We start from the raw sequence: 21,196 nt of genomic DNA on the forward strand, positions 1-21,196 counted from the left end.
AATGCCGTTCGTCGACCTACGAGGGTCCTAATGCCCTACGACGGCCGGGCCGAGCCGAGCACGCTGTGTTCATGAGCCGACCGGACACCGCCGCCTACGCCATCGAAGTACGCGCACTGAGCAAGAGCTACGGCGGGAAGCTCGTCATCGACGACCTGTCGTTCGTCGTCGAACCCGGCACCGTCACAGGCTTTCTCGGCCCCAACGGATCGGGTAAGTCCACCACGATGCGATTGATCGTCGGATTGGATCGCCCCAGCGCGGGCACCGCACTGATCGGGGGCGTCGAGTACGCGCAGCTGCACCGCCCACTACTCACGGTCGGCACCTTGCTGGATTCCGAGGCCGTCCACCCGGGCCGGACCGCATACGACCACTTGTTGTATCTGGCTCAAACTCAACGTATCCCGGTCACACGCATCATCGACGTACTGAAGCTGGTCGGTCTACGCGACGTCAGTGGCGGCGCGCATTCTGCACCTGAATCGCTGCATTCATCACTGCTCGATTCCTTGTGAGCACACGCGCTGGTCCAGCGCGTGTCTGCCCTCGAGCAACCCTACGGCGAATCGAGCCCATGGGGAACACTCGTCGAGATCGGAGAGCCCCTCAGAACTCGAAAACCTGACGAGCGGTGACGCGTCCGGCCATCAGGTCGTCGAAGCAGTCGTTGACCTCGTCGAGTTTGCGCGACACCGCCGATACCGTCGTTCGTCCGGCCTCGTGCAGTGCGAACACTTCACGCAGATCTGTCCTGGTGCCGACGATCGAGCCGAGTACCGAGATTCCGCCGACCACCGTCTCGAAGATCGGGATCGGGAACACGCCGTGCGCCGGCATCGACACGCACACCAGACGTCCACCGCGGCGTAGCGACCGGAAGGCCTGATCGAACACACTCGGGATGACGGCCAGGACGATCGCGACATCGGCTCCACCGAGCGCCTGAATTGCCTCCACCGGATCGGTCGTCGCCGAGTTGACGGTGTGGTCTGCGCCGAGTTCTTGTGCGAGGTCGAGTTTTTCGTCCTCGATATCGACCGCGGTGACGAAGCCGCCGGCGATCTTGGCGTACTGCACCGCCATATGACCGAGCCCGCCGACACCGAAGATGGCCACGCGCTGCGCCGGGGTGACGCCACCGACCTTGACAGCCTTGTACGTGGTCACGCCGGCACAGGTCAGTGGGGCAGCGTCGAACGAGGAGATCCCGTCGGGAACATGGACGACATACTTCGCATGGGCGACAGCGTATTCGGCGTACGCACCGTCGATCGAGTAGCCGCTGTTCTGTTGCGTGTCGCACAGCGTCTCCCAACCCGAGACACAGTGATCGCATTCGCCACATGCCGAACCGAGCCACGCGATGGCGACTCGCTCACCGATTCTGTCCTTCGACACCTGCGACCCGACCGCCTCGATCACTCCGATGCCCTCGTGCCCGGGGACGAAGGGCAAGGTCGGCTTGGCCGGCCAATCCCCCTGCGCAGCATGGATATCGGTGTGACACACACCGCACGTCTCTATCTTCACCAGCACCTGTTCGGGCGCGGGCTGCGGTATCGGGATGTCCTTGACTATTAGGGGCCCGCCGAACTCGGTGACAACAGCTGCTTTCATCGTGAACTTCCTCCAACATCAGAAACCGGTGCCGTTCTCGACCGTCGAGCAATGCACACCGTCGATGATCGGCGCTGCGGCGGTCGGCGCGTAGGGCCGGAAGTCATCGACCGGTCGGGACGTCTCCCGAGGTGCGCGTGGGGAGGCAAAAGGCACAGCAGTCATGGACTTTCGTCCCTGGTGACTCTGGCGATCAGGGGCCACACTAGGCACCATGGACACTTCTGCACCCTCCGATTCGAAGACTTGCGAACGATGAACCTGTGGAGAAGACATCCGGGCGTCCGAACCGGTGATGCACTGACCACGGGTGAGCGTGCGGCGGATTACGTCCGAAACGGAATGGGCTCCTGGCCGTTCGTCTTCCTGTTCCTGGGCGTGATGGCGCTGTGGGCCGCGTACAACCAGAACGACGGGTTCGATCCGTACCCTTTCATCCTGCTCAACCTGTTCCTGTCGATGATGGCAGGACTGCAGGGTGCCATTCTGCTGATCTCGGCCAAGCGCGCGGACTCGGTGAGCAGTGAGGTTGCCGTACATACACTTTCGAATACCGCACTGCTGCAGGACATGATCGAAGCGAATACCGTCTTGACCGAATCGGTGGCACAGTTGGCGGCAGAGATTCACGAGCACGTCTGCCCGTCCGCTCGGCGTGTCGGTGCAGGCACGTTCACGAAGGTTACGAGCCCGGTGTCCCAGCCGTGAGACAGGCAAGGATCTCTCGGGCCCAGTTGCACACACGAACCCAGTCTCGGAAGTCTCCGGCAACCGCGCCGGAGTTGTCGAAGATCTGACGTTCGCCCACCGAGAGCCGTTCCGCGTCGAGCCGACCGGGAAATGTTCGATGCGAGGACGCATCCAACATCGATACCGCGCGTGCGGCGTCGGCGGTGTCGTTGACCGGTCGGTCGCTCGAATGCAATGGCCCGCAGGAGAACAGCCACACGGGTGGGTGCGCAGACCCGGAGACCCGCTCGACGAGCCGCTTGGCGGTGGGGACCCACCGATCGGAATAGACAGCACTTCCGATGACCAGGGCGTCGTAGCCACTGATGTCGACGACGGAATCCGGAGCGCAGACATCGACCTCGGCTCCCCCGTGCCGGAACACGCGGGCCATCTCCTGCCCGAGCGAGTTCGTCGCTCCGTGCCGTCCGGCGGTCGAGACCAGGATTCTCATGCGGTGCGACTTGCGAGGCGGTTCGTGTACGCCGTGATCCGCCACCCTCGGAGGGCTACGAGAACTCCCAGTACGCCGAACATGCCCTGCAGCCAACTCGTTTCGCCGATCACAAGCGGTTGGACCACTATCCAGGCAGCGAGCAGTACGCCCGCCGTGTGGGCGATGGGGCCGGTCTTGCCGCCACCCGCCAGAGCCGATGCCGCCGCCAGTCCCATCGGCACTCCGACGACCAGAACCAACGCGAGGCCGGCGAGCGCCGTATTCGACAGCGGCAGGCGTGCGTGCGCCTCGGTGCCCAGATCGATGGCACCCGAGGCCAACCCGATCGCGCCACCGAAGGCGTTGATGGAAATTCCGGCGCACACTGCGCCCAGCCACGGCCATCGTCGGTCCCTCGTGGTGAGTGCTCGCGTTGTCGACATCATGAGCTCAGCGTGGCTGCCGAACAATCCGCGAGCTAGGGCACAAGGTCCGCCGCCACGAGGACTTCTCTCCACTTCGCGATGAAACCACGCCCGAACATCACGCGCTTGCGCGCTACCCACGTTCGCATTCACGGTCCACCGCCCTCGCCGTATCGGGACCTTGTGCCCTTACTTACGAGTGCACGGCGTCGGAGACTCGTAATCGACGCCGAACACACGGCGGTGAGGGGTAGGTGACCGCATGCTCGCAGAACTCGCGCACCGGTGGTGGCGCCGAACTCCTTGGTGTTCCAATCCGCTGATGCGACTGCCCGACAGGATCGAACGAACGGCGTACGTCGTCGGTGTCGCGGTCCTTCTGTTGCTGATACCCGTCGCCGCGACGATCGGTTCGGTGACCTACAGCGACCTGTCGACGCGGTCGCGTCAGCAACGGGCACAATACGTTCAGGTCGACGCCCGAGTGATCGACACCGCGCAGTCCACGAGTACCGGCAGCGACAGCACCACGCTCGCCACCGGTGTCGCAACGGTGCAATGGAGTGCACCGGACGGGTCGATTCGCTCGGAATCGACCGAGGTTCCCTCGGACGTCCACATCGGTGAGACCACTCCGATTTGGTGCGACGCGAACGGAACCCTCGCGCGTGCGCCCGTCAGCGAAGTCGGTGCCGTCGTCAACGGGGCCTCCACAGCCGTGTTCGTGTGGGTTCTCGGCGCGGTCTTGGTCGGATTCCTGGTCTATCTCACCACCGTGGCCGGTGATCGAGTTCGCATGCGGCGTTGGGACAGCGACTGGAAAGACTTCCTGCAGGCGCGAAACCACCCCTCGCGGTAGAGCCGTCGAGCATCCACCGTTCGAGGAGACAATGACATGAGCGATCTCGACACCGAATATCGGTCCGCCCGCATCGACTACGAGCGCAAACTCATGCGCAGCCCTCTGGCGGCGCAGCTGCGTGTTGTCGAGCAGCTGACGAGACTGATGATGGCCGAGCAAGGCGTGCTGCACCCTCGTGATCTCGTTGCGTCGGCGCTGCCGCCGAACATGCACCCGACGCTGAACTCTGCCTGACGTCGGCGGGGTCGTACAGGTACCGATTCGCGATCCTCGACTGCGGGTCGGCCTCCGGGTGGGCGCTGCGCGGGCTGTGGCCGTCGGGCTGCTGGCTACCGCACTCGGCTGGGCCGTTTCCACTGCGTTCGATCCACCGCACCCCGGTCTCTACGCGGTGTTGATGGCATCGTCCTCGGCCGCGGTCATCATGCCGATAGTCGAATCCAGCAAGACGGCCACATCCGGCGACACTTCGACCTCACCGGACTGCGCCGCCGAATCCACCATGTGTCTGCCCAGCGTAAGTTCGCTCTCGAATTGCGACTCAACCTGGTTCTGCTGTTCGGCCTCGCGGCCCTCGCGGTCCACACTCATGCGTCGGTGATGCTGGCCGGCTTCGGCTTCGGACTGGCCATCGCTGCGATCGGAGAACCGCGACGTCTGGCGAAACAGCTGTTCGCCATCACCGAAGGTTTCCTGGGTCCGCTGTACTTCGTCTGGCTCGGCGCGTCACTCGACCTGCGTGCACTGGGTGGCCACGCGAGCATTATCGTGCTGGGGCTCGTGTTGGGCCTGGGTGCAATCGCGGTGCACGGTGCGATGCGCGCGACAGGCCAGCCCGTCGGGCTTGGGATACTCGCGGCCGCCCAACTGGGCGTTCCGGTTTCGGCCGTGACTCTCGGGGAGCAGAGCAGCGTGCTGGCACCCGGTGAAGGCCCCGCCATCGTGCTCGGCGCACTGGTGACCATCGCGGCGGCGGCCGTCATATCTCGGTCTGCTGCTCGTCGTCCTGCCTGAGCGGTGGGCCAGAACTGCGCGGCTCAACGGCGGGTCTTCGGCGCCGCAAGGCATTTGGTTGTTTCGAGTCTCCAGGGATGGGGAATAAGCGTTGTGGAACGATCGGCACGACGCGAAACGGATCACGACGATGACGGATGACCAGGTCTGGCGCCTCAAGGGTGCGTGCATCGAAGACATGGATGCATACGACTCGCAACAACTTCCTCGGCACGGACGCAAACGCGCAGAGAAGGCATGGCGGCTGTGCGCCGACTGCCCGGTGTTGCGGAACTGCGCCGAGCAAACGGCTCGCGATATCGAGTCGGGTCGCATTCCGGTCGGCGTGGTCGTCGCCGGCGCGGCGTATCACGACAATGCCAGCAACGGTCGGCGAACGGATGCCTACCGCACCCTCGAACTTCTGATCGGGAGACCTCTGGCCAACCCGGCTGCCTGATAACGAGGCGGTTACGGAACGCTACGCCACCGGTAACGGCTACGGCACGGTCTGTCGCTTTCACCGCGTGTCTTTCGGTCTCTGACCTGCATGGACGTCAGGTGCGCAACAATGACTGCATGAGCACAGCGCACGTGACGAGGATCGAGGGCCCGCTCGATCTCCAGGACGCGTTGGCGCGTCGCGCGCGTATCGAACAGGCAAAGGGAATCCTGATGGCGGTGCACCGCATCACTGCCGACGAGGCGTTCGCTTTGTTGGTCGAGAGGTCACAACGTGCCAATCGCAAAGTGCACGACATCGCTATGGAGTTCGTGCACGAGATGTCCGAGTTGCCCTGACCGACAAGTCGACCCCGCACGCTGTGTTTTCAACGTACGGGGTCTGAGCAATGTGGCAGTCCGGACTACTTCATCACCTGTTGTGCCGTATGCCCTGCCGTGGCTGCCCGAAACATCCAGTACGCACACCGTCGACTCGACGGTTCAGAAGCGCGCGAGAATTGCACGGGCGCAACGGACTACGGTGGCGCGGTCGTACGACATCACATAGTCGAATTCACGATCCGCATCGGCTTCGCCCCGGTGTAGGTCGATGGCAGCGAGCACTCCGCAGAAATGCGGGCCGAGCACTACCACATTCCACTCCTCGACGAGTGAGTCCGTCGGGTCGAGCGGGGCGTGCACGATGCCGCCTTCTTGCACGTAACCCATCCCCACGCCGTAGACGCCGGCATACGAGATCTGCTCCGCCATCGACACCCACCGCGCACGGCTGGTCGGTGTGAAATGTTCGGCCCGCTGAAAGGTGCCGAGTACCAATGTTTCCGGGCCCGATGCCGATGCCTGCATCTCCAGGGACGTGCTCATGGCCACCAACAGACGCTTGGTGCTCCGCGTCGCGACCTTGCCTGCGGCGGCAATTGCGTACGGCGACTCGAGCGCGGTGGCGGGGGTGCTCCAGGTGGGGAACGGCGGCATGATCTCCGCGGCGTCGGCCGGCAACTCTTCGGTCGTCTGAGCAGCCGGGTACAGCTCGCCCACTCCGTAGGTGGCACCGAGACCGAGTGCCCGGCTGCGGTGCACGGCGGTGTCGACTCCGCTGGCCACGACCACGGCACCGGTTCGCTCCACCTGAGCCGACACCGCGTGCGCCGTACGGGCGGTGGCCAGATCCGGCCGGGTGGAGACCATGGAGGAAGACAGAATGATGACATCGGGTTCGATGAGCGGCAGCAGCGTCAGGGATTGTGGTCGGCGACCGACGTCGTCGACGGCAACCACTTTTCCGTCGCGACGTGCTTTGTCGATCGCGGCCAGAGTGCGCGCCGGGCTGTCCACGAGTGCCGCCTCGGTGACGACGACGATGTCGCGACGCAACTGTTCTTCGGTGGTTTCATCGAGTGCCGCGAGCGAGTCGACATCCATCGAGACCAGCATCGGTAGCCGAACAGCGCTTTCGAGCCGGGCCACTCCCCATGCGAGAACATCGAGTTCACGCTTGGCGTCCATGGCGCGAGCGGCACGCTTGAGTGCATCGGCGGAGGCGAGTGGACCGTCCTTCGGGCCGCGCAGTTGTACTTCGATTGCCGCTAGCGCACCGTTGTCCAGTCGACAGACCGGGGCGAAATACGGCTGCACCGTCAACTCTCCCGTGTCCGTGTCGACTGTTGAACCTGCTTCGGCCAGCGCGAACGTCACACCACAGTTTGACATGAAAAAACCACCCCCGTCGCGCAGGGGTTGCTATCTGTTTCAAACCTCTTCGGGTCGTCTTTCCTCGCTGACGCCAGCCTGAACGACTCAGGTGTCACCGAAGAACTACGGCGCGTCTCGTTTCGGTAACGAACAATAACGGTTCGATAACGCCACAGACGGGTGTTCGACGCGCCCATCATGCCGACTCCCCCAGGGAAAACGGGCCGAAAACCCATGAAGCGCATACCTTCCGAGGTGTCCACCGAAATCAATACCAAGACTTACAACAAACATACCGACCGGATTGTGACTTGTCACTGTCTTGCAAAAGAACATATCCGACATCCATTTCGTCGTCCTAATGTTCGTTTCGGCTGCCGGAGCACCGGAGCCACCGGATGCCCGTCTGGGAGCCGGAAGCTGCTCGGACTTGGAGGATCGATGACGCTCAACCTGCCGTCCCGTACCCGAACGTTCACCACTGTCGCTGCTGCAGTCGCGATTGCCGGGGCCACCCTCGGTGCCGGAAGTGCCGCTGCCGCCACCATCTCACCGGCGAATACCGCCTTCACCGCACCCGGCACGATCGTCGTCACCACACCGGCCTCGTTCGGGGTACCCGTCAGCTGCTCGATCACCCTGTCCGGATCCACCAGCGCGGACGGCTCGTCGGCGTCGATCACCGACGCGAAGATCAGCGGATCGAACCGTCTTTGCGGCCTGCCGCAGCTGAAGAACCTGCCCTGGACCCTCACTCCCACCAGCTCCACCACCGGTGAGGTCTCGAACGTCGGCTTCTCGCTTCTGGGCTACAACTGCGGACCCGCAACGCTCGCAGGTTCGTTCGACAACATGACCAACACTCTGACGTCGAGCAACCAGCCGATGTCGGGCAACTGCACGGTGAACAGCCTGTCGGTGCAGCCGAACCCGGCATTCACCTTGTCCTGATCGCCAATTCCTTTCCAGCACAACGACAATATTCAGGAGAGCACGTGAAGATCCGTAACAAAGCCGTCGTCACCGCGACGGCCTTGGCGTCGAGTGTCGCTCTGGCGACCTTGGTCGCCGGCCCGGCCAACGCTGCCGACACCCTTCCCATCACGTTCCAGGCCGACACCACGACCTTGATCGCCAAGACCGGCCAGCCGGTGGTCTTCCCGACCACCGCTCTGGCCACCGACGTCGACCTCGTCGGCGGAACGGTGACCGGCACTCTTGCCTTGCCGCAGGCGTCGGCCGATCTGAAGCTCGGTCCGGCGACGCTCGCCAACTTCACCATCTCGATCGTCGACGCCACTCCGGTCTCCGGCACCATTGCAGCCGGCGGTCCCGCCGAGGCACCGCAGCTGGAGCTGAATGTCGCGCAGAGCTTCAAGATTCGCATCGACTCCGTCAAGCCCCTCGGCATCGGCGGCACCGGATCGTCCGGGTCGGCGGCACTCGACCTGATTCCCCCAGGTAGCAACTGCGTCACCAGCGAGACCACCGCCAATCTGACCGGTGCCCTCGACGCGATCGATCTGATTCAGAACAACGAGGCCGACACCCATGTGAAGGGCACGTACACGATTCCGCAGTTCCAGAACTGCGGCACGTACACCTCGTTGCTCAACGGTCTCATCGCCGGCCCCAACAACACCCTCGACGTGCACCTGACCAACCCGGTCTTCGACGTCGGAACGCAGCAGGCCATCGCGTCCAAGGTTGCTCTGTAGCAACATATTTCGACTTCGTTGACGGCGTCGACCGGTTCCAGTAGCGGGATCGGTCGACGCCGTCGCTCGTCAGTGCGGCTCGCCGGCCGGCCGCGGCGATCGAGGCTCGCCTTCCGACAGGGCGACGCGGTCGCCGCCGAGCCCCTTGGCCCGGTACATCGCCCGGTCCGCGCGACCCAGCAACTCTTCCACTGCGGTGCCGATCTCCCGCCCATCGACAACCGCATGCGCGACGCCTATCGAGGCGGTCAGCGGGGACCGATCGGTGGCGTTGCACAGTCGGATTCGTAGTACCTCAGCGCTGGCGACAACCGAGTCACGGTCATCGAGGGCAACAATGGCGAACTCTTCGCCGCCGAGCCGGACGGTGATGGCGGGTGCCGGAAACACGTCGAGGATGCGGGAGGCCGCCAGCCGGATCACGGCGTCTCCCTGCAGATGGCCGTATCGGTCGTTGACGGCCTTGAAGTTGTCGATGTCCATCACCACGGCCGTCATTCCGGTTGCCGATCCCGGCCGTAGTCGCAGGTTCCCGATCGCAGCGTCGAATCCCCGCCTGTTCTGCAATCCGGTGAGGGGGTCGTAGAACGCGCCGGTGGCATCGCGTCGCAGCATCATCATGAACGTGTGCACGATCAGCGGCGCCGAGAACATCACCAGTATCAAGATCACCAGGTAGACCGTGGCCAGTAACCGTAGTTCGGGTTCGGCCACCAAGGCCGAGCCGTACAGCACCGCGGTCGTGACCAAAGCGAAACCGTAGTGGGCAGTGAGCAGCTTGGGACCGTGGAACCCCACGACGTAACTGCCGATGACGGTGAACAGGGCGGCGGTCGGCAGAACCGTCGTGGGAACACCGATGGTGAGCACCACGGCCGCGAGGACGACGTCGGCGTAGAAGACGAAGGCGATCGACATCTGCCAGCTCGGCCAGCCACCGACCCACCAGGCGACCCCGACCGGGATTGTCGTAGCGACGGTGAACCACAGTGCAGCCGTACCCTGACTGCCTTCGGCGAGGCCCGGCACCACCAATCCGATGGCCGCCGCCGCGCCGAACAGCCAACACCAGAGGCCGATGAGGATCTTCGTGATCTCGAGCGCCTGCTGCGAGCGCGCGAAGGCAACGTTCCATCCGTAGTCGACTGGAAGTGCCCACCATTCGCGCAGACTGTTCACGTATCTCGAGCGGCTTTCCTCGTGTCCCGACTTGGATGAACCAGTGAACCACAGAAGATACCGCCTGGTACGCGAACGGCAGATGTCTTCGGCAGGCGTCAGCCGCGCATGCCGTCCGCCAATTCGAGCACTCGGCCGGCATAGGTGCCGACGAACGCGTCGAGTGCCTGCTGCGACAACTCGGGGCAACCCGCTCGGCGAAAGTAGTGTTCGAGATCGACCAGCCGGTCACCCATCCCGACGCGTTGGCGGTCGAGTGCCTCGAGCTCGGCGACCAGTGCTTTGAGCTCCGCTACCTTGCGCAACACGTCGTCCATCGCCGTCACCGTCCACTCGCTCGGGTGTCATATGTAGGAGCGGTGGAGCAAGGCTTCCCTCCTCGCTCCACCGACTCGAACTCTACTCTTGATCGAACAGGTGTGCGAATCATATCGTCACATTCGCCGGTTTGTACCATCCAACTTGTGCACAAACCCGAAAAGTGACCTACAGTCTGTGCCATGCTCCAGAAAAGGGGTCCGAACGGCGTTCGGCCGCCAGGCTCGACCAGCCCAATCCAGTTGGCACTCTTAGCAATACTCATTATCGCGGCGATCGCTCTTGTCGTACTCGCCATCGCCGAGGGCCGCTTCTAGCTGTTCGCCATCGAGCGTGTGCGGCGATGCCCCGCGTTCACTCCTACCGCTTCGCCACTGACGCTCCGCGGGCTGCGCCGGCATTCTCGCCGACGCAGCCCCTTCGGGTCAGGATCCGAGGATTGCGCTCACTGCGGTGCTGCCGCTCTCGGCACTTCCGCTGCCGATGAGCCCGAGAATGACGTCGACGATGATCTTGGCGATGAATGCGTCCATAACTACTCCTGATGTGAAGTACCCCCGACGGGATACAGACGGACCTGCGAGTGCCGTGACCATTCGTGACCGATCACAACGAGTCGGAAGGTAGCAGGCCGATTCGTCCAAACGGTGACGCTGTGACTGCCGCAACAATCCATCCGCCTGATGTACAAATATGTTGATTTGTACACACGGGATACAAATTGCGCGTATTGTCCACAGCACAGTGATCCGCCCTACACGAGGAGTGACGATGACGGCATCGAATGTCGACGATCAGGCACAGGCGCCCGTCGACGAGTGGCACGACCGCAAGCGATACCTCTGGCTCATGGGCCTGATCCCGCCGACGGCGGTGTTTCTGGCAACCGGCCTGGTGTGGGCTTTCAACCAGCTCGGCTGGAACGCCGTGGCACCGGTCTGGTGGTGGATCGGCGCGCTGCTCGTCTACGGGTTGCTCCCGATCCTCGATAGGTTCTTCGGACCGGACGGCGACAACCCGCCCGACGAGGTGATGAAGGCGCTCGAGGAAGACAAGTACTACCGCTACTGCACGTACGCCTACATTCCGTTCCAGCTCGCCAGCCTGGTGTTCGCCTGCTACCTCTGGTCCGCCGACAACCTCTCGTGGCTCGGCATCGACGGCGGCCTGGGGCTGCTCTCGAAGATCGGCCTGGCCATCAGCATCGGCGTCATGGGCGGCGTGGGCATCAACACCGCGCACGAGCTCGGTCACAAGAAGGACGACCTCGAGCGCTGGCTGTCGAAAATCACACTGGCACAGACGTTCTACGGCCACTTCTACATCGAACACAACCGCGGTCACCATGTGCGCGTCGCTACTCCCGAGGATCCGGCGAGCTCCAAGTTCGGTGAGAGCTTCTGGGCCTTCCTCCCCCGCAGCGTGTGGGGAAGCCTGCGGTCGTCCTGGGAACTCGAGAAGACTCGCATGGAGCGACTGGGCAAGAGCACGTGGAGTATTCACAACGATGTACTCAACGCGTGGCTGATGTCCGTCGTCCTCTACACGGTCCTTGCCGTTGTGTTCGGCCCGATCGTGTTGCCGTTCTTGGTCGTTCAGGCAATCTACGGCTTTTCGCTGCTCGAAACGGTCAACTACCTCGAGCACTACGGCCTGCAGCGCCAGAAGAAGGACAACGGCCGTTACGAGCGATGCACCCCCGAGCACAGCTGGAACTCCGATCACATCGTGACCAACATCTTCCTGTATCACCTTCAGCGACACAGTGATCACCATGCCAACCCCACCCGGCGCTACCAGACTCTGCGCAGCATGGACGGAGCACCCAACCTGCCGAGCGGTTACGCAAGCATGATCTCGCTGGCCTACTTCCCGCCCGTGTGGCGCAAGGTGATGGACCACCGCGTTCTCGATCACTACGACGGCGACATCACTCGCGTCAACATTCAGCCGTCCAAGCGGGAGAAGATCCTCGCCACCTACGGAGCGAAGTGATGGCCGCCTACGAGTGCCCGGTGTGCGAGTTCGTATACGACGAGTCCAACGGCGCACCGCGCGAGGGCTTTCCGGCGGGCACCGCATGGTCCGACGTACCGGACGAGTGGCCGTGCCCCGACTGTGGTGTCCGCGAAAAAATCGACTTCAGGAGTAAAGCATGAAGCTCTACCGCTGCGTTCAGTGTGGGTTCGAGTACGACGAGGAACTGGGCTGGCCCGAGGACGGCATCGAACCGGGCACGCGCTGGGACGATATCCCCGACGACTGGTCGTGCCCCGACTGCGGTGCGGCCAAGGCCGATTTCGAGATGGTCGAGGTCGAGCGCGGGTGACCGCTCGCCAACCCGGCAACGTCGTGATCGTCGGCACCGGGGCCGCCGGATACACCGCCGCCAAAGTGCTTCGCGCCGAGGGCTTCACCGGATCCATCACGATCGTCGGTAGCGAACCGGAGACCACGTACCGTCGACCGACTGTCTCCAAGGAACTGCTGCTGGGTACGAAATCGGTCGATCAGGTTCAGCTCGGTGCAGCCGTCGACGGGGTCGATGTACGCACAGGCGTCACGGCCACCGCCGTCACCGATTCCGAGGTGCACCTGGACGAGGGAGCTCCGGTCCCGTACGACGCCCTGCTGCTGGCAACGGGTTCTCGTGCACGACAACTCGACCTACCGGGTGCCGCGCACGTGTTCACCCTTCGCACCGCAGCCGATGTCGCCCCGCTGCAGGCCGAGATCGTCCGAACGAGATCACTGTTGGTGATCGGCGGCGGCCTGATCGGGTGCGAGGCGGCGGCAGCGGCACGATCGCTCGGTGCCGAGGTCACGGTGTTGGAGGCGGCATCGGCTCCGCTGAATCGGATCGCACCGGCCGCGATCTCGCAGATGTACCGAGACCTGCATGCCGACAACGGCGTCACGATGCACACCGACGTCGCCGTGACCGGCCTGGAGAAGCTGGCCGACGGCACCGTTCTCGCAACCTCCGCGGACGGTCGTTCATGGTCCGCCGGCACCGTGCTGATGTCCGTCGGCTCGGTCGCGAACACCGAGCTCGGGGCGGACCTGGGCCTCGAGACCGCGTCGGGAATCCTGGTGGACGCCGGCATGCGTACGTCGAGACCGAACGTCTACGCCGCGGGCGACGTCGCCGAAGTTCCCAACTCGGTACTCGGCGGGACGTATCGGAGTGAGCACTGGAACGGAGCAATCGACCAAGCCACCCGGGCGGCGCGATCCATCCTCGGTCTCGACGTCGGTGCTCTCGATGTCCCGTGGGGATGGTCCATGCAGCACGGCGTCAACCTGCAATTCGCGGGGTGGACCGATGCACACGACGAGTACGTCGTGGTGCGCGGCTCCATCGAAAGCCGTCGGTTCACGGCCTGCGCGGTGCGCGACGACAGGCTCGTCGGGGCAATCGGGGTAGGTCATCCCAAGGACATCCGGCAGGTCCGCACCCTCATCGCGAGCGCGGACCCCGTCGATCGGAACAGTCTCGAAGAAGGTTGGCTGGACAGGCCACATGCGGTCGTTCGATAGAGTCGTGTTCATGCCCGCCGCCGAACAGACGTCGACTCCCGGTCGATACCGTGAAGCCGCGTCCACTCTGGCGCGCGATGTGGCGCTCGATGCGCTGCGCGAGTTGTTGCACGAGCGCAACTGGCGCAACGTCACGATGAGCCACATCGCCAAGGCCGCGGGATTGAGCAGGCAGAGTCTGTACAACGAGTTCGGTTCGCGACGCGGCGTCGCGCAGGGGTATGCCATCAGATTGACGGACGCGTTCGTCGCGATGTGCGAGACCGCGCTGTACCAACACGAGAACGATGCGTCGGCCGCTCTGAGACAGGGCTTTTCGTCGTTCTTCGAGCTGAGCGGTCTGGATCCACTCGTCCGGTCCCTGCACAGCGGCGACGCGCCGGAGGATCTTCTGCGCCTGATCACCACCGACAGTGAGGTGCTGATCGATCGTGCGGGCGAGCGTCTGGCGGAGACATTTCAGCGTGGATGGGTGGGCGCAAGTCCACGACAGGCCGACGTCATCAGCAAGTCCATCGTGCGCCTGGCCCTGAGCTACATTCCCGAGCCGCCCGACGATGTCGCCTCTGCCGCAGACGATCTCGCCCTGCTGCTGACGCCGTTCATCGACTCCATCGCCGACGGCAACTGACCTCAGCGCCCGTAGTTCGCACCCACCCCCAGTTCTCGCAGGGAAAACGACGAGGAGTCACTGCGCTTCGGCGACTTCGCGGAGTTCCAATACGACTACTGTCCCGAGTTTCGGGACGGAGTCTCGAAGGCAAGCACCGGAATCACCGGCCGTAGCGGAGTGGACGTGCAGACTGCGGCGTTGGAAGTGAGTCGTCGAACTGACATCATTTTTCGGCAGGCCCCCGACGACGACGCCGTTATTCAGCACTCGGAGCCCATCAACCTGCAGATCAATGGCGCGCCGGCGGTTCGGTACACCGTCACTGCATCGAACCTCCTGCAAGAGTACGACTGCGATCCACCAGCGGCATCCATCGACATTGTTGCAATGCAGGGCTTTTCGAATGCGACCATCGCCGTGTTCATGGTCTTGGCCGAACAACAGACAGACCGGTCGATCTCGCGCGGCACGATCGACGACATCATTGCCAGCCTTTGTCGAACGCCAGGGGATTGAGGATTCGCATGGACGAGAAATTCAGGGCCTTCCCTGAGGAGATTTCCGGCCTCGGACGTCTGGTGTCCGAGATCAGCAGTCAGACGATGAAGTCGTACAAGTACTTCAACGAGAATGCCGTTCCCGATGCGGCCGAGGCGGGAGCACTCCTCGGGACGCTCGTTGCACCCCTGGAGGGCATGAAAGACATCTGGCTCGGCAGGCACGTTCACCTGGCGGTCAATTGCGGAGAACTCGGCAACAATCTCAACACCGCGGCATGGCTGTACTCGGATCAGGACCAAAGAAACTACGAAGCGCTCAATCGACACACCCACGGCCTTCCGGTCGGTATGCCCGGATACGACCCCGGCGACGCGAATCGCGCCGCGACCGGCAGCGTCGACGACTACTCCGACGTCGTCCACTACGGCCGGCCTGAAGGAATCGACTACCCGGCCCCCGCGACCTTCCCCGACGACTTGGCGGCCGCCATCGCCGATGCAGCCGGGTGGCTCGGTGATATCGACAACGCCATCGAGCACCTGATCGGACACAGCCCATTGCAAGAATTGGTCCGCCCGGTCGGCGGAAACTGGAATGACCTCAGGCGACTTGGGGGTGCCTACCGCATAGCCGGCGAGGCGATGGAACACGGCGGCGAAGCACTGGCTGGTGGGACCTCGCGGGTGGATCCGAAATGGAACGGATTGGCAGCCGTGGCCTACAAGGGCTACGCCGCCAAGCAAGTCGAGGCCATGAAGTGGGAGGGTGCGTGCGGGCGCGTAGTCGAAGCCGTCGCAGAACGCGCGTCCGAGGAGATCAGGGAGTCTGCCCACGCGTTGGTCAGGACAGTCCGTGAGATGGTCGAGAAAGAACTGGATCTGACCACCGGCGAGAAAGTCGCAGAATTCTTGGTCAAGAAAGCCGGGATTGCTGGAATCACTTATCAGCTCTATCGCGTCTACGACATTCTCCGCACCGGATACGAACTGGCGATGACGCTCTACGAGTCGATCCGGACGGGCATCGCGGCGCTGAAGGAGTTTCTCACAATCGTCGCCAGCCCCAGCGGCTACTTGAACGAGCAGTTCGAGCAGAAGCTCGCACCGGTTACCAAGTGGCTCAACCGAGCAGATCTCGCCAAGGATATCTTCACCACCGCCGATGCGGGCCCGATGTACCACGTACCGCAGGACCCGTACTCGTTGGGCACCGATAAGCAACCCTGGGCAGATGCATGATGGAGTCCGACGATCCCGTTCTGCGCCAAGCACTTCGGAAGATGACCGACATCTTCGACACTATGGCCGAGACCCGCGCCCGCGTCCAGCGCACCCCGCTGCCCTCGTTCGACCAGCCACGCATGGTCGACAGTTCGATGATGTACGACATCGCTTCACTGCCAGGGGCGTCCGCGGAACTGAAGGCCTATGCGGAGCGGGTGGGTGCGGGCGAATGCCGTTGGAACGAAATCGAAACCCTTTCCGTCCCAGTGCCACCGGAAGTCGCCGAGTTGAAGCTCGACCCCATGCTCATCTGGTTCCCCGCATCTGCTCCGTCCACACCCGACGACGAACTGCCCTACAGAATTCCGTGGCAGTAGTTCCTCCTACTCGGCGCTCGGGAACACGCTCCGGTACTCCCACATCCGCTGTCCCAGTTCCCGTTACCCCTCGCCGTAGTAGTGGATCTCGGTCTCGCTGTTGTATAGATTCCTCGACCCGGGGACGTAGACCACCGATGCCCGACGCCGCGGGGTATCGGCGTGCACCGCGTCGATTACGGGGTGACTGTGCTCAGCGACGGGTTGCCCACCATCATGGATTTCGGGCCGGTCTTCGTGCACTCGCTGCGTGACTCCGGAACCGACCCCGCCGACTCCGAACAGAACTTCGGACTGCTGCGGGCGGACTTCACCCACAAGCCGGCATTCGACGTGGTGCGCGGGTCGTAGCGCTGCAACTGTCGCTCCACTCTGGGCCCTATGTGGCGGAATCCCCGCTGCTGAACCGTCGAATGGAGCATGAATTGCCTCGTGCGGGAATTCGAGATCGCCCCAAGTTGGTCATTGCGGCACCGGCTACCCGCATTCAGGCATGGAACACCGTTCCAGTTGTGGCAGGATTTGCGCATGCCTGAGAAGAAGCCGACACCCGCGCGACGTTCCGATGCACTGTCCAAAGTGCGCATCGTGCAGGCAGCGATCGAGATGCTCGACGAGGGTGGCACCGACGCTTTGACGTTTCGCACCCTCGCCGCACACCTGTCCACTGGTGCCGGGGCGCTCTATCACCACGTCGGGAACAGGGAAGATCTACTTGCGGCAGCGGCCAAAGCCGTCATGGCGTCGGTCTTGGAATCCTCGCCCGAGAACGAGCCGACAGAACAGGACATTCGGGGCGTGATGATGAGGGTGTTCGACATGATCACCACGCGGCCATGGGTGGCGACGCAACTCGCCGGCGCACCGTGGCAGCCGGCCGTCATGCATCTGTTCGACCGCATCGGAACCGAACTGGACGTCCGCGGAATTCCGGAGAATGAGCAGTTCGATGCCGCGTCCGTGCTCATGTACCACGCTCTCGGGGCTGCGAGCCAGCGCAATGCCGGGAGGCAATTGGCCGCCACGGTGACGGACCGCGCGACATTTCTCGACTCCACACGCTCCGCGGTGACGGATACCGGCGACTATCCGTTCCTCACCCGAATCGCGTCGCAATTCGCCGAGCATGACGACAGAGAACAGTTTCAGGCCGGTGTCGACATCATCCTGGCCGGTATCGACCGCAGTTGAGTCAGTCGCTAGCGCTTACCCCGCTTGACAGCTTTGGAACAGTGTTCCATTCCTAGTTGGAACAGTGTTCCAACTAGGAGCGGAGACAGTCATGGGTTCATCCATCTCGATCATCGGTGCGGGGCTCGGCGGCCTGGTGCTGGCACGGGTACTGCACGTGCACGGAATCGCCGCGACGGTCTACGAGGCCGACGCCGCGCCTGACGTGCGTACCCAGGGCGGGCAGCTCGACATCCACGAGGACGACGGGCAGGTCGCCCTCGCCGCGGCCGGACTCACAGAACAGTTCCGCGCCATCATTCACGAGGGAGGCGAAGCGACTCGCGTCCTACGCCCCGACGGCGAGGCTCTACTCGACGAACCCGACGACGGCACCGGAGGTCGACCGGAAGTACTGCGCGGCGACCTGCGACGCATTCTGCTCGACTCACTGCCGGCCGGCACCGTTCAGTGGGGGCACAAGCTCACCTCCGTCCGCCCCTTGGGCAATGGACAACACGCACTCGAGTTCGCGAACGGAACCACGGCGGTCAGCGATCTGCTCGTCGGGGCCGACGGCGCGTGGTCACGAGTCCGATCCCTGCTCTCGGCTGCCCAACCCGAATACGTGGGTACCGTCTTCGTCGAGACCTACCTGCACGACGTCGACGCACGTCACCCCGCGACGGCACGCGCAGTCGGCGGCGGTGCGATGTTCGCCCTCACCCCGGGTAAGGGAATCTCCGTGCACCGCGAGGCCGGCGACATCCTGCACACGTACGTTCAGCTCAATCGCAGCGTCGACTGGATCGACGCGATCGACTTCACCGACGCCGCCTCGGCCAAAGCGACGGTCGCAGCCGAATTCGATGGGTGGGCACCGGAATTGACTGCGTTGATCACCGATGGCGAGACCGCGCTAGTTCCCCGAAAGATTTTCACGCTCCCCAACGACCACCGCTGGGATCCCGCGCCGGGAGTGACCCTCGTGGGCGATGCCGCACACCTGATGCCTCCCTCCGGGGACGGCGCCAATCTGGCGATGTTCGACGGCGCAGAACTCGCTCGCGCGATCTCCGATCACCGCGGCAACATCGATGCAGCCGTGTCCGTCTACGAGAAGGCCATGTTCATCCGAAGCGTAGTGGTGGCCATCCAGTCACACGAGACGCTCGACCTCTGCCTCGGGGAACGCTCCCCGTTCGGGATGATCGACCTGATCACCGGAGTCACCCCCGTCATCTCGGCAAATCCCGAAGCGCGGGTGTTCTGTCGCGGTGAACGCTGAGCTCAGGATGTCGTCGTCTGTCACGCACTCCGTCATGATGTACCGGTGCCATCTATCGATCCGTTCCATGCCCTCGTTCTGATGAACGCCGTATTCGCCTCAGCAGCATGGTCTCTGGCCAGGCCGTCGTGGCCCGCGGCGATATCACTGGGTGTCGTCTCGGTGCTGTGGCTGTTCTTCAACGCCCCTATCGAAGGCCGAACGTTGTACGTGCTCGACGCAGAACGGGGTCTCACCGAGTCCGACTTCATGACACTCGCCGGGTTGGTGTTGGCAGCGGTGACGATTGTCAGGGTCCGGCGCGGGCGGCCCGATCACGCACCGAACAGCAGGAACAATCCACCGAATGTGTAGAGCACCATCACGACCATCATGGCGAGTTGACCGGTGGCCGCGTGTTCTTTCGGCAGAGTTTGCAGCGACGCGTCGTGGGCGAGGATGATGCCCACCAGGTGCCCCACCACGACCGCCAGGACGGCGATACCGGCGACAACCGGCGGGTGGTTGGACAGGACGTAGGAGACCGATGCATCCCGCAGCCCCAGTACATTCGCACCATTACCGAGTGGATCCGACAGCGAAATGATTGTCTGCTGGCCCTTTTCGACGAAGTACGTGAGGTAGTGAGCCGTCATGTAACCCACCACGATCGGGATCAGGGAATGGGCGAGCAGGCCGGGTAGCGCGGAGCGACGACTACGTGACACTCCTCCGGTGGCACGGGCCGCACTCCAGAACGCCGCGCCGACAACGCAGATCACGGCAATCAACCCCAGAGTTCTCGTCGGCACCGATCCGAGAGCGGATTCGTCGACCAACGAACGCCATGCCGGTATCTGCCCGATACTGTCGAAGGCGGTGGACCCGAGAAGAACGGCGAGCACTGCCACCGTGCCCCGCTGCACCGGCAGGCTCACCGCACCGTCGAGCGGTGACCGCAGCGCCAGAAGGCCGGACGCGGCATCTCGGGTGAGTGGAGACAACCGGGACAAGGTGTCGCTGTATACCTCGAAAGGGTCTGCACAAGAGAACCATTCGTCGCCGAAGATCGCCGCACCGACCGCCATCGACACGACGTACACCGCGCACCACAGACGAACAGCCGGTACCGAGCCCGAGTCGGGTGAGGCCAGTTCGAGCCAGACGAACGCGAAGAGACCGACAACTGCTGGTACGCAGCCCCATTCGCGACGGTAGGCGACTATCGCCGACGACGTCGGACGACGCAACAGGCCGCACACGACCCGGTGTAGTGCCCGCATCGGAGACACGATCCGCCAGAACGGCCCGAACACCAGCGACGCCGGAACGATGCCCACCCACACCAGAACGTAAAAGGTGCCGAGCAACGCGTTGCTGGAATCCTGTGGCCCCCAGACCGATGCTAGGGCGACAGTGCCCGCCAGCAGCACCGACAAGGTCCAGACGAGCCCCCGGACCACCGCCGAATCGGCCACCACCGTCGTCCGCGGCAACGCCACGACGACACGCGCGGGGTCGAGCCTGGGGCGACGCCACGCGAACAACAACAGCACGAACGACGCCGCCAGCGCCCACGCCCCTCCGATCAGGGCGTAGGTGACCGGGATCGGCAGATCGGTCGACCCGCCGAGGCCGTGGGCGAGAATCACGGACGAACGACGAGCGTGGCGACAGTGCGATCGCTATGGTGCAGTTCGATATCCACCTGTCCGGGCACGTCGACGGTGAACGTGAACAGCTGATCTTTACCCGGCTCGATCTCGTAGGTGTGCTCGGGAACCGAATGCACGTGCAGTTCGTCCGTGACATCACTGGTGATGGACATCGAAATCGTCTGCCCCACAGAGGCGTCGAGGCGCTGATTGGTCGGCTCGACCGTGCCGCCGTCGATCGACAGATTCATCCGCAGGATATCGGGCTGCGCGGACACCGACGCGGTGGAGTCGGTGCTGGGCACCGGTTCTGCCGCGGTGGGCGAGGTACCGCCGGACGACGATCCGCAGCCGGCCACCAACGCCACCGCTGCACATCCGATGATCGCTGCCCGCAGTGGCGACAGTCCCAT

The 21,196-nt window shown here is 63.6% G+C and carries 30 protein-coding genes; 21 read left to right on the forward strand and 9 right to left on the reverse strand.

The window, feature by feature from the left end:
* The first annotated feature begins 71 nt into the window (after window positions 1–71).
* Entirely contained in the window at window positions 72–518 is a 447-nt protein-coding gene (locus tag J1M81_RS06115; RefSeq protein WP_080733408.1) for an ATP-binding cassette domain-containing protein, read from the forward strand.
* A 91-nt stretch (window positions 519–609) separates the two neighbouring features.
* Here J1M81_RS06115 and adhP read toward each other — a convergent pair whose 3' ends face one another.
* Together adhP and J1M81_RS06125 are read right to left on the reverse strand one after the other, a co-directional pair.
* A complete protein-coding gene (adhP, locus tag J1M81_RS06120) occupies window positions 610–1,620 on the reverse strand; it encodes an alcohol dehydrogenase AdhP (RefSeq protein ID WP_032374977.1) in 1,011 nt (336 codons plus the stop codon).
* An 18-nt stretch (window positions 1,621–1,638) separates the two neighbouring features.
* Complete coding sequence (locus J1M81_RS06125; RefSeq protein ID WP_155289616.1) at window positions 1,639–1,785, reverse strand: hypothetical protein; 147 nt, start codon at window positions 1,783–1,785, stop codon at window positions 1,639–1,641.
* 90 nt (window positions 1,786–1,875) lie between these two features.
* On the opposite strand from J1M81_RS06125, the gene J1M81_RS06130 reads away from it, so the two are divergent.
* A complete protein-coding gene (locus J1M81_RS06130) occupies window positions 1,876–2,328 on the forward strand; it encodes a DUF1003 domain-containing protein (protein ID WP_094663388.1) in 453 nt (150 codons plus the stop codon).
* Here J1M81_RS06130 and J1M81_RS06135 read toward each other — a convergent pair.
* A complete protein-coding gene (locus tag J1M81_RS06135; RefSeq protein ID WP_176457124.1) occupies window positions 2,303–2,803 on the reverse strand; it encodes a flavodoxin domain-containing protein in 501 nt (166 codons plus the stop codon). The two genes, J1M81_RS06130 and J1M81_RS06135, sit on opposite strands and share 26 nt — an antisense overlap.
* Window positions 2,800–3,231 carry a hypothetical protein gene (locus J1M81_RS06140; RefSeq protein WP_176457125.1) on the reverse strand — a complete coding sequence of 144 codons (432 nt, stop codon included), beginning with the start codon at window positions 3,229–3,231 and terminating at the stop codon, window positions 2,800–2,802. Before J1M81_RS06140 ends, J1M81_RS06135 begins: the two co-directional genes overlap by 4 nt.
* 241 nt (window positions 3,232–3,472) lie before the next feature.
* On the opposite strand from J1M81_RS06140, the gene J1M81_RS06145 reads away from it, so the two are divergent.
* The 5 genes from J1M81_RS06145 to J1M81_RS26250 all read left to right on the forward strand — a co-directional run bounded on the left by J1M81_RS06145 (window position 3,473) and on the right by J1M81_RS26250 (window position 5,866).
* On the forward strand, window positions 3,473–4,069 hold the full coding sequence (locus J1M81_RS06145) for a hypothetical protein (RefSeq protein ID WP_206497737.1): 597 nt from the start codon (window positions 3,473–3,475) through the stop codon (window positions 4,067–4,069).
* Between the two features lie 36 nt (window positions 4,070–4,105).
* Window positions 4,106–4,306 (forward strand): hypothetical protein, encoded by a 201-nt coding sequence (locus tag J1M81_RS06150; RefSeq protein ID WP_057473546.1) that lies wholly within the window; start codon window positions 4,106–4,108, stop codon window positions 4,304–4,306.
* Between the two features lie 270 nt (window positions 4,307–4,576).
* Window positions 4,577–5,086: a cation:proton antiporter gene (locus tag J1M81_RS26240; protein ID WP_308051223.1), complete on the forward strand. Its 510-nt coding sequence runs from the start codon at window positions 4,577–4,579 to the stop codon at window positions 5,084–5,086.
* Between the two features lie 130 nt (window positions 5,087–5,216).
* Window positions 5,217–5,525, forward strand: a complete 309-nt coding sequence (locus J1M81_RS26245; RefSeq protein ID WP_135043299.1) for a WhiB family transcriptional regulator — start codon at window positions 5,217–5,219, stop codon at window positions 5,523–5,525.
* A 119-nt stretch (window positions 5,526–5,644) separates the two neighbouring features.
* The gene (locus tag J1M81_RS26250; RefSeq protein WP_241257707.1) at window positions 5,645–5,866 is read left to right on the forward strand and encodes an ANTAR domain-containing protein; all 222 of its coding nucleotides are present in this window, start codon (window positions 5,645–5,647) and stop codon (window positions 5,864–5,866) included.
* A 144-nt stretch (window positions 5,867–6,010) separates the two neighbouring features.
* Here the strand turns inward: J1M81_RS26250 and J1M81_RS06165 are convergent, their stop codons facing one another.
* Window positions 6,011–7,240 (reverse strand): EAL domain-containing protein, encoded by a 1,230-nt coding sequence (locus J1M81_RS06165; protein ID WP_206497739.1) that lies wholly within the window; start codon window positions 7,238–7,240, stop codon window positions 6,011–6,013.
* Between the two features lie 423 nt (window positions 7,241–7,663).
* Here J1M81_RS06165 and praA point away from each other — a divergent pair, with 423 nt between their 5' ends.
* Both praA and J1M81_RS06175 read left to right on the forward strand, forming a co-directional pair.
* Window positions 7,664–8,173 carry an alkane oxidation protein activator PraA gene (praA, locus tag J1M81_RS06170; RefSeq protein WP_032366927.1) on the forward strand — a complete coding sequence of 170 codons (510 nt, stop codon included), beginning with the start codon at window positions 7,664–7,666 and terminating at the stop codon, window positions 8,171–8,173.
* Between the two features lie 44 nt (window positions 8,174–8,217).
* Window positions 8,218–8,940: a hypothetical protein gene (locus J1M81_RS06175; protein ID WP_032374964.1), complete on the forward strand. Its 723-nt coding sequence runs from the start codon at window positions 8,218–8,220 to the stop codon at window positions 8,938–8,940.
* 69 nt (window positions 8,941–9,009) lie between these two features.
* On the opposite strand, the gene J1M81_RS06180 is transcribed toward J1M81_RS06175, so the two are convergent.
* A complete protein-coding gene (locus J1M81_RS06180) occupies window positions 9,010–10,119 on the reverse strand; it encodes a GGDEF domain-containing protein (protein WP_206497740.1) in 1,110 nt (369 codons plus the stop codon).
* 98 nt (window positions 10,120–10,217) lie between these two features.
* Window positions 10,218–10,436, reverse strand: a complete 219-nt coding sequence (locus tag J1M81_RS06185; protein WP_027495561.1) for a hypothetical protein — start codon at window positions 10,434–10,436, stop codon at window positions 10,218–10,220.
* Between the two features lie 772 nt (window positions 10,437–11,208).
* Between J1M81_RS06185 and J1M81_RS06190 the strand changes: the two genes are divergently transcribed.
* From J1M81_RS06190 to J1M81_RS06245, 12 genes are all read left to right on the forward strand, one after another.
* The gene (locus tag J1M81_RS06190; protein WP_032381527.1) at window positions 11,209–12,432 is read left to right on the forward strand and encodes an alkane 1-monooxygenase; all 1,224 of its coding nucleotides are present in this window, start codon (window positions 11,209–11,211) and stop codon (window positions 12,430–12,432) included.
* Window positions 12,432–12,596, forward strand: a complete 165-nt coding sequence (locus J1M81_RS06195; protein ID WP_206497741.1) for a rubredoxin — start codon at window positions 12,432–12,434, stop codon at window positions 12,594–12,596. Before J1M81_RS06190 ends, J1M81_RS06195 begins: the two co-directional genes overlap by 1 nt.
* A complete protein-coding gene (locus J1M81_RS06200; RefSeq protein ID WP_027495558.1) occupies window positions 12,593–12,766 on the forward strand; it encodes a rubredoxin in 174 nt (57 codons plus the stop codon). Before J1M81_RS06195 ends, J1M81_RS06200 begins: the two co-directional genes overlap by 4 nt.
* Window positions 12,763–13,977 carry an NAD(P)/FAD-dependent oxidoreductase gene (locus J1M81_RS06205; RefSeq protein WP_206497742.1) on the forward strand — a complete coding sequence of 405 codons (1,215 nt, stop codon included), beginning with the start codon at window positions 12,763–12,765 and terminating at the stop codon, window positions 13,975–13,977. Before J1M81_RS06200 ends, J1M81_RS06205 begins: the two co-directional genes overlap by 4 nt.
* A 10-nt stretch (window positions 13,978–13,987) precedes the next feature.
* Entirely contained in the window at window positions 13,988–14,608 is a 621-nt protein-coding gene (locus tag J1M81_RS06210; RefSeq protein ID WP_032375138.1) for a TetR/AcrR family transcriptional regulator, read from the forward strand.
* A 165-nt stretch (window positions 14,609–14,773) separates the two neighbouring features.
* Window positions 14,774–15,106: a hypothetical protein gene (locus tag J1M81_RS06215; protein ID WP_308051224.1), complete on the forward strand. Its 333-nt coding sequence runs from the start codon at window positions 14,774–14,776 to the stop codon at window positions 15,104–15,106.
* Window positions 15,107–15,114: 8 nt separating this feature from the next.
* Window positions 15,115–16,329: a hypothetical protein gene (locus J1M81_RS06220; protein ID WP_206497743.1), complete on the forward strand. Its 1,215-nt coding sequence runs from the start codon at window positions 15,115–15,117 to the stop codon at window positions 16,327–16,329.
* A 41-nt stretch (window positions 16,330–16,370) separates the two neighbouring features.
* The gene (locus J1M81_RS06225) at window positions 16,371–16,691 is read left to right on the forward strand and encodes a hypothetical protein (protein ID WP_228139338.1); all 321 of its coding nucleotides are present in this window, start codon (window positions 16,371–16,373) and stop codon (window positions 16,689–16,691) included.
* 162 nt (window positions 16,692–16,853) lie between these two features.
* Window positions 16,854–17,042, forward strand: coding sequence for a hypothetical protein (locus tag J1M81_RS06230; protein ID WP_206497908.1), 189 nt, complete (start codon window positions 16,854–16,856; stop codon window positions 17,040–17,042).
* 177 nt (window positions 17,043–17,219) lie between these two features.
* Entirely contained in the window at window positions 17,220–17,882 is a 663-nt protein-coding gene (locus J1M81_RS06235) for a TetR/AcrR family transcriptional regulator (protein ID WP_206497744.1), read from the forward strand.
* 91 nt (window positions 17,883–17,973) lie between these two features.
* Window positions 17,974–19,149 (forward strand): NAD(P)/FAD-dependent oxidoreductase, encoded by a 1,176-nt coding sequence (locus J1M81_RS06240; RefSeq protein ID WP_206497745.1) that lies wholly within the window; start codon window positions 17,974–17,976, stop codon window positions 19,147–19,149.
* A gap of 45 nt (window positions 19,150–19,194) precedes the next feature.
* Entirely contained in the window at window positions 19,195–19,503 is a 309-nt protein-coding gene (locus tag J1M81_RS06245; protein ID WP_206497746.1) for a hypothetical protein, read from the forward strand.
* On the opposite strand, the gene J1M81_RS06250 is transcribed toward J1M81_RS06245, so the two are convergent.
* A complete protein-coding gene (locus J1M81_RS06250; RefSeq protein WP_206497747.1) occupies window positions 19,464–20,780 on the reverse strand; it encodes a hypothetical protein in 1,317 nt (438 codons plus the stop codon). The two genes, J1M81_RS06245 and J1M81_RS06250, sit on opposite strands and share 40 nt — an antisense overlap.
* Complete coding sequence (locus J1M81_RS06255; RefSeq protein WP_241257708.1) at window positions 20,777–21,196, reverse strand: hypothetical protein; 420 nt, start codon at window positions 21,194–21,196, stop codon at window positions 20,777–20,779. Before J1M81_RS06255 ends, J1M81_RS06250 begins: the two co-directional genes overlap by 4 nt.

It is taken from the genome of Rhodococcus sp. KRD175, assembly GCF_017168275.1.
GTDB lineage: Bacteria > Actinomycetota > Actinomycetes > Mycobacteriales > Mycobacteriaceae > Rhodococcoides > Rhodococcoides fascians.

Coding starts and splice junctions, on each gene's coding strand:
- J1M81_RS06115 (WP_080733408.1), top strand. CDS start 72: ATGAGCCGACCGGACACCGCCGCCTACGCCATCGAAGTACGCGCACTG.
- adhP (WP_032374977.1), bottom strand. CDS start 1,620: ATGAAAGCAGCTGTTGTCACCGAGTTCGGCGGGCCCCTAATAGTCAAG.
- J1M81_RS06125 (WP_155289616.1), bottom strand. CDS start 1,785: ATGACTGCTGTGCCTTTTGCCTCCCCACGCGCACCTCGGGAGACGTCC.
- J1M81_RS06130 (WP_094663388.1), top strand. CDS start 1,876: ATGAACCTGTGGAGAAGACATCCGGGCGTCCGAACCGGTGATGCACTG.
- J1M81_RS06135 (WP_176457124.1), bottom strand. CDS start 2,803: ATGAGAATCCTGGTCTCGACCGCCGGACGGCACGGAGCGACGAACTCG.
- J1M81_RS06140 (WP_176457125.1), bottom strand. CDS start 3,231: ATGATGTCGACAACGCGAGCACTCACCACGAGGGACCGACGATGGCCG.
- J1M81_RS06145 (WP_206497737.1), top strand. CDS start 3,473: ATGCTCGCAGAACTCGCGCACCGGTGGTGGCGCCGAACTCCTTGGTGT.
- J1M81_RS06150 (WP_057473546.1), top strand. CDS start 4,106: ATGAGCGATCTCGACACCGAATATCGGTCCGCCCGCATCGACTACGAG.
- J1M81_RS26245 (WP_135043299.1), top strand. CDS start 5,217: ATGACGGATGACCAGGTCTGGCGCCTCAAGGGTGCGTGCATCGAAGAC.
- J1M81_RS26250 (WP_241257707.1), top strand. CDS start 5,645: ATGAGCACAGCGCACGTGACGAGGATCGAGGGCCCGCTCGATCTCCAG.
- J1M81_RS06165 (WP_206497739.1), bottom strand. CDS start 7,240: ATGTCAAACTGTGGTGTGACGTTCGCGCTGGCCGAAGCAGGTTCAACA.
- praA (WP_032366927.1), top strand. CDS start 7,664: ATGACGCTCAACCTGCCGTCCCGTACCCGAACGTTCACCACTGTCGCT.
- J1M81_RS06185 (WP_027495561.1), bottom strand. CDS start 10,436: ATGGACGACGTGTTGCGCAAGGTAGCGGAGCTCAAAGCACTGGTCGCC.
- J1M81_RS06190 (WP_032381527.1), top strand. CDS start 11,209: ATGACGGCATCGAATGTCGACGATCAGGCACAGGCGCCCGTCGACGAG.
- J1M81_RS06195 (WP_206497741.1), top strand. CDS start 12,432: ATGGCCGCCTACGAGTGCCCGGTGTGCGAGTTCGTATACGACGAGTCC.
- J1M81_RS06200 (WP_027495558.1), top strand. CDS start 12,593: ATGAAGCTCTACCGCTGCGTTCAGTGTGGGTTCGAGTACGACGAGGAA.
- J1M81_RS06210 (WP_032375138.1), top strand. CDS start 13,988: ATGCCCGCCGCCGAACAGACGTCGACTCCCGGTCGATACCGTGAAGCC.
- J1M81_RS06220 (WP_206497743.1), top strand. CDS start 15,115: ATGGACGAGAAATTCAGGGCCTTCCCTGAGGAGATTTCCGGCCTCGGA.
- J1M81_RS06225 (WP_228139338.1), top strand. CDS start 16,371: ATGACCGACATCTTCGACACTATGGCCGAGACCCGCGCCCGCGTCCAG.
- J1M81_RS06235 (WP_206497744.1), top strand. CDS start 17,220: ATGCCTGAGAAGAAGCCGACACCCGCGCGACGTTCCGATGCACTGTCC.
- J1M81_RS06240 (WP_206497745.1), top strand. CDS start 17,974: ATGGGTTCATCCATCTCGATCATCGGTGCGGGGCTCGGCGGCCTGGTG.
- J1M81_RS06255 (WP_241257708.1), bottom strand. CDS start 21,196: ATGGGACTGTCGCCACTGCGGGCAGCGATCATCGGATGTGCAGCGGTG.